This window comes from Pelobium manganitolerans, assembly GCF_003609575.1.
Taxonomy (GTDB): Bacteria; Bacteroidota; Bacteroidia; order Sphingobacteriales; family Sphingobacteriaceae; genus Pseudopedobacter; species Pseudopedobacter manganitolerans.
In genome coordinates, this window is record NZ_MBTA01000001.1 from 256,413 (window position 1) to 269,745 (window position 13,333).

General features: G+C 40.7%; 14 protein-coding genes. 2 read left to right on the top strand and 12 right to left on the bottom strand.

Features of this window, described 5'->3' with window-relative positions; genetic code table 11:
* Positions 1–187: 187 nt before the first annotated feature.
* The 3 genes from BCY91_RS01125 to rsgA all read right to left on the bottom strand — a co-directional run bounded on the left by BCY91_RS01125 (position 188) and on the right by rsgA (position 2,989).
* Positions 188–337 (bottom strand): lmo0937 family membrane protein, encoded by a 150-nt coding sequence (locus BCY91_RS01125; protein WP_120180167.1) that lies wholly within the window; start codon positions 335–337, stop codon positions 188–190.
* Positions 338–419: 82 nt separating this feature from the next.
* Positions 420–1,766, bottom strand: a complete 1,347-nt coding sequence (ffh, locus tag BCY91_RS01130) for a signal recognition particle protein (protein WP_120180168.1) — start codon at positions 1,764–1,766, stop codon at positions 420–422.
* 302 nt (positions 1,767–2,068) lie between these two features.
* Positions 2,069–2,989, bottom strand: a complete 921-nt coding sequence (gene rsgA / locus BCY91_RS01140; RefSeq protein WP_120180170.1) for a ribosome small subunit-dependent GTPase A — start codon at positions 2,987–2,989, stop codon at positions 2,069–2,071.
* Between the two features lie 56 nt (positions 2,990–3,045).
* Between rsgA and BCY91_RS01145 the strand changes: the two genes are divergently transcribed.
* On the top strand, positions 3,046–3,966 hold the full coding sequence (locus BCY91_RS01145; RefSeq protein WP_120180171.1) for a hypothetical protein: 921 nt from the start codon (positions 3,046–3,048) through the stop codon (positions 3,964–3,966).
* Between the two features lie 10 nt (positions 3,967–3,976).
* Here BCY91_RS01145 and BCY91_RS01150 read toward each other — a convergent pair whose 3' ends face one another.
* The 9 genes from BCY91_RS01150 to BCY91_RS01195 form a co-directional block, all read right to left on the bottom strand.
* A complete protein-coding gene (locus BCY91_RS01150; protein ID WP_120180172.1) occupies positions 3,977–4,264 on the bottom strand; it encodes a YtxH domain-containing protein in 288 nt (95 codons plus the stop codon).
* 150 nt (positions 4,265–4,414) lie between these two features.
* A complete protein-coding gene (locus BCY91_RS01155) occupies positions 4,415–6,091 on the bottom strand; it encodes a tetratricopeptide repeat protein (RefSeq protein ID WP_245988969.1) in 1,677 nt (558 codons plus the stop codon).
* 17 nt (positions 6,092–6,108) lie between these two features.
* A complete protein-coding gene (locus tag BCY91_RS01160) occupies positions 6,109–7,005 on the bottom strand; it encodes a PstS family phosphate ABC transporter substrate-binding protein (RefSeq protein ID WP_120180174.1) in 897 nt (298 codons plus the stop codon).
* Between the two features lie 238 nt (positions 7,006–7,243).
* A complete protein-coding gene (locus tag BCY91_RS01170) occupies positions 7,244–8,065 on the bottom strand; it encodes an energy transducer TonB (RefSeq protein WP_120180176.1) in 822 nt (273 codons plus the stop codon).
* A gap of 52 nt (positions 8,066–8,117) precedes the next feature.
* Complete coding sequence (locus tag BCY91_RS01175; protein WP_120180177.1) at positions 8,118–8,669, bottom strand: ExbD/TolR family protein; 552 nt, start codon at positions 8,667–8,669, stop codon at positions 8,118–8,120.
* An 18-nt stretch (positions 8,670–8,687) separates the two neighbouring features.
* Positions 8,688–9,299, bottom strand: a complete 612-nt coding sequence (locus BCY91_RS01180; protein WP_120180178.1) for an ExbD/TolR family protein — start codon at positions 9,297–9,299, stop codon at positions 8,688–8,690.
* A gap of 66 nt (positions 9,300–9,365) precedes the next feature.
* Positions 9,366–10,193: a MotA/TolQ/ExbB proton channel family protein gene (locus BCY91_RS01185; RefSeq protein WP_120180179.1), complete on the bottom strand. Its 828-nt coding sequence runs from the start codon at positions 10,191–10,193 to the stop codon at positions 9,366–9,368.
* Positions 10,194–10,544: 351 nt separating this feature from the next.
* Positions 10,545–10,904, bottom strand: coding sequence for a translation initiation factor (locus tag BCY91_RS01190; RefSeq protein WP_120180180.1), 360 nt, complete (start codon positions 10,902–10,904; stop codon positions 10,545–10,547).
* An 11-nt stretch (positions 10,905–10,915) separates the two neighbouring features.
* Positions 10,916–11,788: a diacylglycerol/lipid kinase family protein gene (locus BCY91_RS01195; protein ID WP_120180181.1), complete on the bottom strand. Its 873-nt coding sequence runs from the start codon at positions 11,786–11,788 to the stop codon at positions 10,916–10,918.
* Positions 11,789–11,980: 192 nt separating this feature from the next.
* Between BCY91_RS01195 and metK the strand changes: the two genes are divergently transcribed.
* Positions 11,981–13,234 carry a methionine adenosyltransferase gene (gene metK / locus BCY91_RS01200; RefSeq protein ID WP_120180182.1) on the top strand — a complete coding sequence of 418 codons (1,254 nt, stop codon included), beginning with the start codon at positions 11,981–11,983 and terminating at the stop codon, positions 13,232–13,234.
* The last annotated feature ends 99 nt before the right edge of the window (positions 13,235–13,333 follow it).

Below are 13,333 nucleotides of genomic sequence, written 5' to 3' on the forward strand. Positions count from 1 at the left end.
AGTACATTTTTTCGGGATAGATTTTAGCGCCAATATAGAAATATGCTAGGCGAAACTTCCAGAAGTTTAAACTCACGGGAGGTTCTCTCGTGAATCAACTTTCGCCTTCTTAGGCATATTCAAGTGCTTATGATATTCGTTTAAATGTACGTTTACCTTCCCTAGCGTAAATAAAAAAAGCAGCTGTTTAAGCTGCTCCTCTAATTACTGCCAGTAAAACTGCGATAACCGCAATTACCAGCAAAATGTGTATCAGTGCGCCGACAGAATAAACGAAAAATCCGAAAATCCAGCCAATGATTAATACAACGGCGATGATATAAAGTAAGCCTCCCATGTTTGTATATTTTAGTTAAACCATCAGCTTTCGCTGTTAAAGCCTCATAAATACAAACACTATGCCGCCAAAAACCGCCGGCTTATCTTAAGCCACCGCCCGGCATGCCTTTCATCATTTTTTGCATTTTTGCCATAGCCGACGGATCCGAGAATTGCTTCATCATCTTGCGCATATCTTCAAACTGTTTAATCAGCTTGTTAACTTCAGCAATATCGTTTCCGCTGCCTTTTGCGATACGCCCTCTGCGGCTTTGGTTGATAATTTCGGGATTCTCGCGCTCGTGCGGCGTCATAGAACGGATGATGGATTCGATACCTTTAAAAGCATCATCATCAATATCCACGTTTTTCATCATTTTGCCAACACCCGGGATCATCCCCATCAAATCTTTGATGTTACCCATTTTTTTGATCTGCTGGATTTGACCCAAGAAATCGTTAAAATCAAACTTGTTTTTACGGATTTTCTTCTGTAGCGCCGCCGCTTCTTTCTCGTCAAACTGTTGCTGTGCACGCTCCACTAAAGAGATCACGTCGCCCATGCCCAAAATACGGGAAGCCATACGGTCGGGGTGGAAAACGTCTAAAGCGTCCATTTTTTCGCCCGTACCCACAAACTTAATCGGCTTGTTCACCACCGATTTGATAGACAGCGCCGCACCGCCACGGGTATCACCATCTAGTTTAGTAAGCACCACGCCGGTAAAATCCAAACGGTCGTTAAACGCCTTTGCCGTGTTTACGGCATCCTGCCCGGTCATGGCATCTACCACAAAAAGCACTTCTTGCGGTTGTGTAGCCTGTTTAACCTCGGCAATCTCGTTCATCAGGGCGTCGTCTAAAGTTAAACGGCCGGCGGTGTCAATAATAATTACGTTGTTGCCGTTCTGCTTGCCGTGCGCAATACCTTCTAATGCAATTTTTACCGGATCGGTTGATTCGCGGTTGGTATAAACATCAGCGCCAACCTGCCCTGCCAAAACCTCTAACTGGTCGATGGCCGCGGGGCGGTAAACGTCGCCGGCCACCAAAAGAGGCTTTTTATGTTTGTGCGATTTGAGGTGCAAGGCCAGCTTACCGCTAAAAGTAGTTTTACCGGCACCGTTTAAGCCAGCAATTAAAATGACGGTTGGGTTTGCTTTAACATTCAGCTCATCAACATTGCCGCCCATTAATGCGGTCAGCTCGTCGTTCATGATTTTGGTGAGCAACTGCCCTGGCGATACGGCAGTTAGTACGTGCTGGCCTAAAGCTTTCTGCTTCACCTCATCTGTAAAAGCTTTGGCTGTTTTATAGTTAACGTCGGCATCTAAAAGAGCTTTGCGTATCTCTTTCATGGTTTCTGCCACGTTAATCTCGGTGATGCTTCCCTGTCCTTTTAAAACTTTAAACGCCCCTTCGAGCTTATCTTGAAGATTATCAAACATGTTTTAATCCTTTATTTCAAATTATTTGGGGCGCAATTTACCAATTTTTGCTTGATTAAGCCTTGTGGAAATCACGTGGATTTTTTAATGCCGCTTTCGCGGGATGGGGTAAAGGCGGGAATTGGGGGAATTAGAAATGAAAAAAAGATGTACGATTGGTTTTTATGGCCGGCGCTGGTTTGTAACCACTGCCTCCTTATGATAGACCAAAGTTTTGCTCAATGGTAGATGGTTGGTATTGTTAATTTTTCAAAAAACAATTAAAGCACCGGTTGCAAACCGGCGCTAGTTATAAAAATTTATCAATGCCTAGTTTCGTTTCCAAAGTAAATGCTCTGGTAGCTATCGTAACGGCTGGGTTCAATTTCGCCGGCTTCTAAAGCTTTTAACACGGCGCAGCCCGGTTCATTAATGTGAACGCAGTTGTTAAATTTGCAGTTGTGCATTAGCGCGCGCATCTCCGGGAAAAAATGGCTTAACTCCTGCTTTTCAATATCCGTAATACCTAATTCTCTGATGCCCGGTGTATCAATCAGCTTCCCGCCGAATGGTAAATCGAAAAGTTCGGCAAAGGTAGTGGTATGCTTTCCGGTATTGCTCCAGTCGGATATTTCTCCTGTACGCAACTCAACTCCCGGAATTAACTGATTAATCAGACTGGATTTACCCACACCCGAATGGCCGGAGAAAAGAGAAGTTTTATCTTTTAACACGGCTTTTAAAGCGTCAACGTTTGTACCTTCGGTAGCCGAAACGCTGTAGCAAGGATAGCCTAGGCTTTCGTACAAATCAGTATAAATTTGCAAAACCTCCAAGCCTTCTTCACTAAACAAATCCAACTTGTTAAAAATGAGCAAGGCCGGTACGTCATAAGCCTCGGCAGTAACCAAAAAACGATCGATAAAACCTAAAGAGGTGCGGGGCGAAGCCAAGGTAACCACCAAGCAGGCCAAATCTAAATTGGCCGCAATAATTTGTACTTGTTTAGAGAGGTTAATGGATTTACGGATGATGTAGTTTTTACGGTCATGCACGCGCGAAATAACGCCGGTCTGTAAATCGGCTTCTAAATCAAAATCCACAAAATCGCCTACCGCCACCGGGTTGGTGCTTACCAAGCCCTTCATCCGCAGTTTTCCTTTTATCCGGCAATCGTATTTTTTACCGTCTTCTGTTTCAACGCTGTACCAGCTCCCGGTAGATTTTGTGACCAATCCTTGCATCTGCCGTAAAGGTAAATATTGTTTTTGGCTGTTTGTATGCTATTTTAGCGAGATTTATGATGCGCTATTACCTTTTACCCTTTCTGGCACTTGCAGTTTTATCTGGTTCTTGCCAAAGATCAAACCCAAATAACGACCCCACCGAGCGGAAATTCCGTTTTGAACCCATCAAAGGAATTAAGTTTTATGAGGTAAGGCGAACTTTTGCATCAGGCCTGGCTTTTAACGAATTGGGATTTCAGCAAACGCCAGAGTGGGCTATACGCTTTTTATCAGACACTACGGTACAAGCATACAGCCCCATGCTAAACAAAATGCTGGATTTTGAGTTGATTTTTAGTCATGATGGCGTTTACAATTTTGCGCGCGAATGGTTTAGGGTAAAAGAAATTAGCAAAGACAGCCTGCTGTTACAAAGGTTGGAGGTGAATGCCAAAAAGATTGCAAAAGATGTGCGCTCTGAGGTGTTTATGCACTTTTACTCCGAAGATTATTTGAAAAAGACCGGTAAAACTTTGGAGCAACTGCGTAGGCCAAACCAACAGGATTCGGCTTTTGTGAAACAGCGAATTGCCGAGGCCAACGCCGCGATAATGGACAGCAGCTTGTTTTTTGCCGCCAGGAACCCGGTGGTGTTTGAGACAAAAAGTGATTTGGTTAAAATAGAAAAAGTATCAACGGTGGATAAATTAGAGAACCGAAGCGCTTCTTATGATTATTTATATCCTGAATACACGGTGAACATTGCACCGGCCTATAAAGATTTTGCTTACACTATTTCTGCCGTGGTGGACCAGTATGGCAAACTTCACGTGTACAAATTTAACGCAACAGATGATTATCGCGAAAACCGCCGTAAGGTGTTGCAAGGTATTTTAGATTTATATATCGGCCGTTTGGTTAAAGTTACGCCCGGCCATACCCTGGGCATGGCACACAGCTCTTTAGTGGTTTTAAACCTGATCGGAAAAAAATAAAGCAGGTGGTTTAACCTACCTGCTCTACATTTTTCCTGGCTTCTTGTGCTAAACTGGAAGTAGCATCTTGGGCTTTAGAACTGTATTCTGACGCTAATTTTGAAGCTTTATCTGCCAATTTGCTTCCTTGCTCAACCGCGGCATTTTTAGCTTTATCACTAAAGTCTTTAACAGCGTCAATAACGTTGCTAAGCTGTTGCTTACCGTCTTCGTTGGTCATAAAATAATAAACCGCAGCACCGGCCGCAACTCCTAGAATTAGGCCCAAAGCTATTTTAGATTTTGTTTTGCTTTCCATAATTTTTTAAATTTTAATTGTTTGCCTAAGGTTATGCCAATACCTTGCCAATATTGTGCTGTTTATCCCCAAAAAAACTCGAGGACGCAAAATAAAAAAGCCTCAAATCCGAAATTCGGATTTGAGGCTTCAATGCAGTTTACCAGAAAATTACTTCCCTGCTTTCAAGGCTGCTAAAGCGTCTTTTATCTGCTGATTATCTGGCGTTAAAGCCAAGGCTTTGTCAAAATATTCTTTTGCTTTTGCTCTATCGCTTTTAATATAATAGGCACCTAAAGAAGAATAAGCTTCTGAAAGGTTTTTCTTATTGGCATCGGTCAAAGTTTCTTTGGCCAAAGTAATCTCTACAAATTTATCAAAAGCTGCTTTTACCTTATCGTTTTCGTTTACCGGATCAAGGTAATACTCCACGCGGGCTAAATACAAGTAAGCATCTGCGTTATTTGCTTTCTCGGCAACGTAAGTAAACGCGCTGTCTGCTGCTAATAAAGTTTGCTTAATCTCGGCCGTATCTTTAGAGCCTTTATTTACCAAATTAGCGTAGTGGAAATAGTTAGAATAACCTAAATAAAACCAATCAACAAAAGAAGCATTTGGCAATTTAGATAGCTTTCCGTAGTAATCAGCCGCTTTATCGTATTGTTTAGAGGTAAAATACGTTTTTGCGATATTTCCTAAAACCTCTGTATTAGTGGTATCCAATTCGTAACCTTTGATATAATTTAAAATGGCTAAAGAATCTTGCTTTTCAGCCTGATAAGCCTTGCCTAAATAAACATAATCATCAGCAATTAAACGTTTTGCATCAACTTCTGCTATAAAGTTGTTCAAAGTCTCGATACCTTGTTGGTTGTTGTTATCTTCAATGGCCGCGTAACCTTTGAATCTTTTAGCTAGAATATATTCTTTGCTATAACCTGGTGAGCTGATAAATTCAGTGGCCGCTTTCTCTAAACCTGCGTAATCACCGGCGTTCAGCAAGAAAATAAGGTAACGGTATCTCGAGTCAACAGAACGGTCTGTTAAATCCAAGTATTTTGAGTAGTTCTCTTTAGCTTTTGTTAAAAACTCCTCTTTTCTGTTCGGCGCAGCAGAAGTCCAACGGTAGTAGTTTTCTGCTAAAGCACGGTATGCTGGGCCGTAATTTGGGTCTTTTGCAATTACGCCTTTTAAAGTAGATTCTGCCAACTCAAAATTGAAAGCCTGCGTCCAAATTTCACCAATGTTTACCTCTACGTTCAACAAATTGTCTTTTAAATTCATTGCGCGTTGGTATTCTGCAACGGCTTCACTGTTTTTGTTTTGTGCTTTGTAAGCATCGCCCATGGCAATGTGCAGTTCCGGATCTTTTTCGCCGTTTTCTTTGGCTTTATCAAACCACTCAAATGCTTTGGTTAAATCGCGAGATGGCTCATAAGTATAAGCTTTACCAATGTATAAGTACTCGGCGTAATCTTTCTTACGCATGTCATCTGTTGCTTTATTAAAGTTTGCCTGCGCTGCGCTGGCATTTTTGTTAAACAAATCTACCGTACCCAAACCAATAAGGTTTAGTTTGTATTTTCCTTTATCATCTGCAGCAATGCCTTTTTGAAAAACCGCTTTCGCCGAATCTGGCATATCCAGTTTCAGGTACAAATCGCCATAATAAAAATAGTTTTCTGGCGTAGGTTGGTTTTGTGTTAACGTAGCGAATAAAGATTTCGCTTTTTGGTACTGTTCTGCGTTTACCGCTTTTCGTGCATCCTCAAGACTTTGCGCTTGAGTGGCGGAAGCAACAAACAAAACGCTCATTGTCCCTAATGCTATCTTCTTAACTATGTTCATATGCAAATAAAAATATATTAATGTCTGATGTTAATTTTTCTGCTCGGCAAAGAATCTGGCGCTAAACCCGATTTTAGAATGATCCTTTGCCCTAGTTCGCTGGCCAGGAAAGAGGCAAATCCGGTGCCTAAGCCTGCCTTACCTTGGCAATTTATTAAATATAAATCTCTTGTCAACGGGTAAGTTTTAAGTTTTAAGCTGGTTTGCGATGGTTTTTCAAAAGTTCCTTTCTCTGTTTTTACGCTCATAAACTTCAAGTTTTCAACCTCGGCAGCAATATCTGGCGTTGGTCTTTTCATCCAGGCTACGCTCACTATCCCTATACTGTTAGGATGCTCATTAACGTAGCGGATAACTTCTTTGTTAGTTTTTAAAGCATAAACATTCTTTGGAAATACTTTAACGTTTGTAAGTTCCATTAAGTATGAAACCGTGCTGGATTTCGCATTGTCAAAAACAAAAACTTGCTCTTGATTGCCTTTGCCTTCAAAGGCCTGCTTAATTTCTTCTACCGTAATTAACGTGTCTTGGTTGCTTTTTCCCGTGACCAAAGCGATGCCGTCAATGGCAAATTTGGTACTCCTGACGATGATTTTCTTATCCTCAAAATGTTGGGCTTCCTTAGGATTTAACTCGCGCCCTAAAATTGCGATATCGATGCTGTCTGTTAGCAAACTGTTGATAATGTCTTGCTCGGGCTTATAGCTGATGTTGATTTGGGCCCTTTTGTAATTTTCGGCAAAAATCTGGTACTCGTCATCCACAATAGGGTATAAGGATTCATCCGCCAATAGCTTGCTTTCGCCAACTGTAATTTGCTCGGACGATGAGCTTTTTTGCTGTGTGCAAGAAAACAGGATGCTGGCAATAAGGCTTAAAACAGAAAAAAAAGTGAAACAACTTTTTTTATTCATCTCGTTTTTGGTTGATGAGCCTCACAAATCTAAAAAAAGAATAAACAATTAAAAGGAGGCCAAAAGCTATTTTCCATCCTTTTGCCACGCCGTACATCAGCGGAAATTTATCCCAAAAAATGATGGCCGCACCTATAAAAAAATAAAGGGCGAACATCACGAGGCCTAATACAACGAGAAATCGCCTTGCGGGCGATTTCCGTTGTCTTTCTGAAAATTTTTGGTAAACCATTTATTACTACTGGCTCAATTGGAATAAAATTGGGATGGTGTATGAAACACGTACATTTCTTCCGTTTTGTACGCCCGGATTCCATTTTGGGGATTTTTTTAACACCCTTATAGCTTCTTCATCACAACCTCCTCCAATTCCTCTAACTACTTTAATATCGGTTAGAGAGCCGTCTTTTTCTACTACAAAGCTACAGAAAACACGCCCCTGTATTCCAGCTTCGCTTGCCATTGGCGGATATTTTAGGTTCTTCTGTAAAAACTTCCCAAATTGATCTAGCCCGCCAGGGAAACTTGGTAACACCTCTACCGTTGTAAAAATCTGGTTGGTATCTTCTGTTTTCTCCTGGTTAATTGGGCCTTCACCAACGGGGGTATTAATTACAATTTCTGCATTAGGATCCCCTTTGATGGTTTTTTGTCCCGGATCTGCTTTTTCCAATTCTTTAACGGTAGGCGGTTCTTCCTCTACCACTTGGTCGTCGGGTTTTACTACCGGCGGCGGGAAACGCACTTGATCCACTTTTGGTGGTGGTGGTTCTACCGGCGGTGGCGGAGGTGGCGCTTTTTCGTCCACAGGCGGAGGTGTGGCCAACACTACTTCGGTTAGCTTCTCCTTTTTATCTGTATCCTCCGATTCTCCTCCTTGGAGATATTTTACGATGATTGGCGAGGCAATCGCTAAAGCAAATAGCGAGCACCCGATGATAATAGCTTTATTGGTGGTTTTAACATTGTCTTTACGTAGCTGGTAAGCGCCGTATTCTTTGTTTCTACCCGCAAAAACGATATCAATCCAATCTCTTTTTAAGATGTCCAGTTTAGACATGATTGTTATTTTTTTAGGTGTAAAATTAAAACGTTTTTGTTTTCATGATATTTTATTTGAAAACGCCTTGCTCTTTCATCAAGGTTAATTCTGCCGGTTCAATTTTGTTGTTGATACCGTAAGATGGTACACCTGCTATTTTAATTTCGTCTAATATATCAACGAAGTTTTTATAGTTAGATTGGTCGCTAGGTTTAATAATCACCATTAAACCTTTTTCGGGGTTTCCGGTAGTTGCCACCACCTTTTTGTTGTTATCAATTAGTGATTGGCGGATGCCTTTTTTCCCGAAATTATCTACCGTAGGCGCATTGTCTCCAATAACACCCATATACCATACAATTTTGTTGTCGTCTCCTAATAAAACCGTCATTGTTCTGGAGGCTTTCACGTCTAATGTCTCTTCAGGATTCTGCTTGTCCTTATCTGGCATAAACATGTCCATCGCCTGCGGTTTGGCCAGGGTAGTGGTAAGCATAAAGAAGGTAATTAGTAAGAAGGCCAAATCCACCATGGCGGTTAAATCCACCCGGGTTGATTGTTTCTTACTTCTTACTTTCCCGCCTTTCTTATTACCCCCGCCGGAGGTATCTAATTCTGCCATGTTGCTCTGTTCTTAATGTTAGTTAGTCCCTTCTAACGAAGTAATTAAGCTGAATTTGTTAATTTTTTGGTCCTGAAGAATATCGATTACTTTTCTTACCATCGGATATTCCTCTTTTGAATCTCCTTTAATGGAGAATCTTAAGTCCACGTTGTGCAATTCCTTAGTTGCGTAGCGTGCTTGCAAAATCCATTGCTTTAATTCGTTGTTGGCGCCAGAATCGCAAGGGATTCCAGGTTGTTGCAACTTCAATCTGTCTGATTGTTTCATGGCAATAAATTCTTTCAAACTAGCCATAGGCACGCCAAAATTCTCAATTACGGCGAAGCGTTTTTTCTCTTCGTCTGTAAAAGTCATGTTGTATTGCTCGCCCATGCGCTCTAAAGTATTAACTCTAACATCTTGCCCAACAACTCCAAAAAATACTTTTCCTTGCCCTACAGTTAGGGTAGATATATCGGTATCTGGCAATTTGAAGGTTACGGTAGATGATGGGATATCCACCTCTAGCGCTTCCGGTTGCCTTGCAGTTGCCGTTAAGATAAAGAAAGTGAGCAGCAAGAATGCTACGTCGCACATCGCGGTCATATCCGTAACCGTGCTTTTTCTTTTGATTTTTACTTTTGGCATCTTCTTTTATTTAATTGTTTGTCAATTGATTTAAGGCTGTAAAAAGCCCCCGCTTATTGGCCTCTACTATCTGTGAGTAGCGGCGTAAGTTTGTACAATTGAAAAACCAGCTTCGTCAATTGAGTAGGTTAAGCTATCAATTTTAGAAGTAAAGAAGTTATAAGAAAGTACCGCAAATAAAGAGGTAGAGATACCAGTTGCAGTGTTAATCAAAGCCTCAGAGATACCGTTTGCCAATTGTGCTTGGTCTGGTGCACCGGCAGTTGCCAAACCGGCGAAAGCTTTAATCATACCGGTTACAGTACCTAACAAACCGCCTAATGTACCTACAGAAACTAGGGTTGCAATGATGGTTAAGTTTTGCTCTAACATTGGCATTTCTAACGCAGTAGCTTCTTCAATATCTTTTTGGATAGCCAAGCATTTTTGCTCTGTATCCATAGCGGTTTCAAGCTCTACTTCTTTGTATTTTAATAAGCCCGATTTAATTACCGCTGCAACAGAACCTTTTTGTTTGTCGCACTCAGCAATAGCAGCGTCAACGTTGTTGGTAGCTAAGTTGCTTTGTACTTTTCTAACAAAAGCATCTACATTTCCGTTACCTGCAGCTTTGCTGATAACGAAAAAGCGTTCGATTGAAAAAACGACAACCATTAAGAACATAGACATTAAGAAAGGTACAATGTAACCTCCTTTATATACCATCCCGAAATAGTTGCCCGGTAGTGGGTGATTTGCATTATCTCCGCCCTCAAAGTTAGAACCGTCTCCCATCACATATAAGAATAAGAGCCATCCAATTGCAATACATATAATAATTGCTAATCCTGCGAAAATCCCTGAGCCTTTTGAGTTCTCTTTTTTAGCCGTGGTAGGTTTTGGTGCGTTTGCCATTTTTGTTTTTTTAGTTTTTGAAATGTTAATTAATGTGTGTGTTTATAATTTGCTTTTTTTTATGCGAATAACAAATTTATGATTTATCCTTTAAAATCAAATTTTTTTAAAAATTGGTTTAAATAGCTTTTAAACGACGTTTTTAGTTTGGCGTGCAATATATAACGTAAAATTTGAAAAACATTGTTTACTGTTAAACAGGCTTTTATAAAAATTGATTTTTTTGGAGCTGGTTTAACCAAATGCGCGCCAAAAAGAGCTTTACTTGTATTTTAAGCTCAAAAATATTACAATTTAACGCGCCGCAATGATAGTTTACCTATGTTAAGCCAAGATTTAGATAATGTAAAATTAGCCACCGGCGCGTTTGGCTTTGTAGCCATTGGCCAGTAAGATTTCTAATATTTTCTCCCTAAAATCCCCTTGTACCAATATTTCGCCGTCTTTTACGGCGCCTCCTACTCCGCATTTTGATTTCAGCAACTTGCCCAAAGCTTTTAAATCTTCATCTGTCCCTACAAAACCGCTCACTAAAGTTACTGCTTTACCGGCGCGTTGTTTTTTATCTAATTGCACTTTTAGCTGCTGCCGGTTGGCTGCAAGCGTTTCGGTTTCATCATTTAGGATATGATCTAATTGCTGATCCGGATTGGTTGAAAAAACCAGCCCATCAAAGCCGCTGAATTTCTTCGATTTTTTATCTGTTGCCATTAAAATCTTTTTTATATTATAATATTAAGCGCCAATTTTTTTACGCTAACATTCAAAGTTTCGCCCATGTTTAAAGGCTCGCCATCTACATGCACCGGCCCATCCGTTTGGCGCAGCACAGAAAAATCATTCGCCTTTATAATATCAACATATTTAGATTTATGGGCGGTTTTGCTAAACATCCGCCAGCCCAAAATAGGGAAAACTTTTAGCGGAAAAGGTTTTATGATACATATATCCAACAATCCGTCTTTTAAAGATGCGGTAGGCGAGATATGTGCATTATTTCCGTATTGCGATGAGTTGGCCAAGCTTAACATAAACGCATCTACCGATAGTTTCTTATCGCCGATATGGATTTTATAATGCTGTGGCCGGTAGGATGAAACCTCTTTTAAAGTAGATTTAAGGTAGCCAAAAAAACCTCTTTTTTTACTGTTGGCAAAATGGGCGCTAATGTGTGCATCAAAACCCATCCCGGCCATGTTAAAAAACTTTTTATCGTTTAATAAGCCTACGTCAATTGCGGTAAAATTTAAATTGTTGATACGCGCAATGGCTTTTGCGGTATTCAATGGTACGCCTAAGGTACGCGCCAAACCGTTTCCAGAACCGCAGGGCACAATAGCCATGATTTTTCCGGATGATTCTAAAACATCTGCAACCTCGTTAATGGTTCCATCGCCGCCCACGGCTGCCACAATATCAAAGTTTTGCGCCAAGCCTTCGCTGGCTAATTGCTTAGCATGGTGCGGAAAATCTGTGTAAATAATTTCAGCGTCAAATTTATCCAGGTCTAAGTTTTCATCTATCAAAGTTGGGATAGAAATTTTGTTTAAACCGCCCGAAATAGGGTTCACAATAAATAATATGCGTTGTTTCAAAAGAATGTAATCTGGTGGCCGCAAAGTAATTCTTATTTTCCAAGAAATAAAAATTGTATACCTTTGCCACGCAAGTGGAATGATTTGAAATGATTGCAACCACGTTAAAAAATGCTAAACCATTATCCGCAAGGTTAACCGCAATCACCCTCTTTTCTTTCTGCTGTTATTGTTAAACATTATTCATTTAATATGTCGTACTTATTCACATCAGAATCGGTTTCAGAGGGTCACCCAGATAAAGTTGCCGATCAAATATCAGATGCTTTAATTGATAACTTTTTAGCGTTTGACAAAGATTCTAAAGTAGCCTGCGAAACTTTGGTAACCACAGGCCAAGTGGTTTTAGCGGGCGAAGTAAAATCGCAAAGCTATTTAGACGTTCAAAAAATTGCCCGGGACGTAATTCGCAAAATCGGCTACACCAAATCGGAGTATATGTTTGAGGCAAATTCTTGCGGTATTTTATCGGCCATTCATGAGCAGTCTCAAGACATTAACCAAGGAGTGGACCGTGCCAAACCCGAAGAGCAGGGCGCTGGCGACCAAGGTATGATGTTCGGTTATGCATCAAACGAAACAGATAATTATATGCCTTTGGCTTTAGATTTGGCGCATAAACTTTTGATTGAACTGGCTGCTATACGCAGAGAAAACAGCGAAATTAAATATTTAAGGCCCGATGCAAAATCGCAGGTAACGATAGAGTACGATGACAATCACCAACCTATACGTATTGATACAATCGTAATTTCTACCCAGCACGATGAGTTTGACGAGGAAGGCAAAATGTTGGAAAAAATTAAATCCGACATGATATCAATTTTGATTCCGCGCGTTAAAGCATCATTAAAACCAGAATTGCGGCAATTGTTTACCGATGAAATACAGTATCACATTAACCCAACAGGGAAATTTGTGATTGGCGGGCCGCATGGCGATACCGGTTTAACCGGACGTAAAATCATTGTAGATACTTACGGCGGTAAAGGCGCGCATGGCGGCGGTGCTTTCTCGGGCAAGGATCCATCAAAAGTGGACCGTTCTGCTGCTTATGCCACACGTCATATCGCGAAAAATTTGGTAGCCGCGGGCGTGGCCGATGAAGTTTTGGTACAAGTTTCTTATGCTATTGGTGTAGCAGAGCCCTGCGGTATTTTTATAGATACTAACGGTACCTCAAAAGTTAATTTAACTGATGGGGAAATAGCTAAAAAGGTGCAGGAGATTTTTGATATGCGCCCTTACTTTATTGAGCAACGCTTAAAGCTGAGAAACCCAATTTACTCTGAAACTGCTGCATACGGACATATGGGCCGCAAAAATGAAGTGGTGACTAAAACTTTTTATGGATCTAACGGTGAAGAGAAGAAAGTGGAAGTTGAGCTGTTCACTTGGGAGAAATTAGACTTTGTAGATAAAGTTAAGGTTGCTTTCGGCTTATAAAATTACAACACTTAAATACAAAGCCGCGGTGAAACCGTGGCTTTTTTTTTGCACCTGCCATAAACGCAAACCAAATATTAATCATCAAAATTGGTGATA

Coding starts and splice junctions, on each gene's coding strand:
- BCY91_RS01125 (WP_120180167.1), bottom strand. CDS start 337: ATGGGAGGCTTACTTTATATCATCGCCGTTGTATTAATCATTGGCTGG.
- ffh (WP_120180168.1), bottom strand. CDS start 1,766: ATGTTTGATAATCTTCAAGATAAGCTCGAAGGGGCGTTTAAAGTTTTA.
- rsgA (WP_120180170.1), bottom strand. CDS start 2,989: ATGCAAGGATTGGTCACAAAATCTACCGGGAGCTGGTACAGCGTTGAA.
- BCY91_RS01145 (WP_120180171.1), top strand. CDS start 3,046: ATGATGCGCTATTACCTTTTACCCTTTCTGGCACTTGCAGTTTTATCT.
- BCY91_RS01150 (WP_120180172.1), bottom strand. CDS start 4,264: ATGGAAAGCAAAACAAAATCTAAAATAGCTTTGGGCCTAATTCTAGGA.
- BCY91_RS01155 (WP_245988969.1), bottom strand. CDS start 6,091: ATGAACATAGTTAAGAAGATAGCATTAGGGACAATGAGCGTTTTGTTT.
- BCY91_RS01160 (WP_120180174.1), bottom strand. CDS start 7,005: ATGAATAAAAAAAGTTGTTTCACTTTTTTTTCTGTTTTAAGCCTTATT.
- BCY91_RS01170 (WP_120180176.1), bottom strand. CDS start 8,065: ATGTCTAAACTGGACATCTTAAAAAGAGATTGGATTGATATCGTTTTT.
- BCY91_RS01175 (WP_120180177.1), bottom strand. CDS start 8,669: ATGGCAGAATTAGATACCTCCGGCGGGGGTAATAAGAAAGGCGGGAAA.
- BCY91_RS01180 (WP_120180178.1), bottom strand. CDS start 9,299: ATGCCAAAAGTAAAAATCAAAAGAAAAAGCACGGTTACGGATATGACC.
- BCY91_RS01185 (WP_120180179.1), bottom strand. CDS start 10,193: ATGGCAAACGCACCAAAACCTACCACGGCTAAAAAAGAGAACTCAAAA.
- BCY91_RS01190 (WP_120180180.1), bottom strand. CDS start 10,904: ATGGCAACAGATAAAAAATCGAAGAAATTCAGCGGCTTTGATGGGCTG.
- metK (WP_120180182.1), top strand. CDS start 11,981: ATGTCGTACTTATTCACATCAGAATCGGTTTCAGAGGGTCACCCAGAT.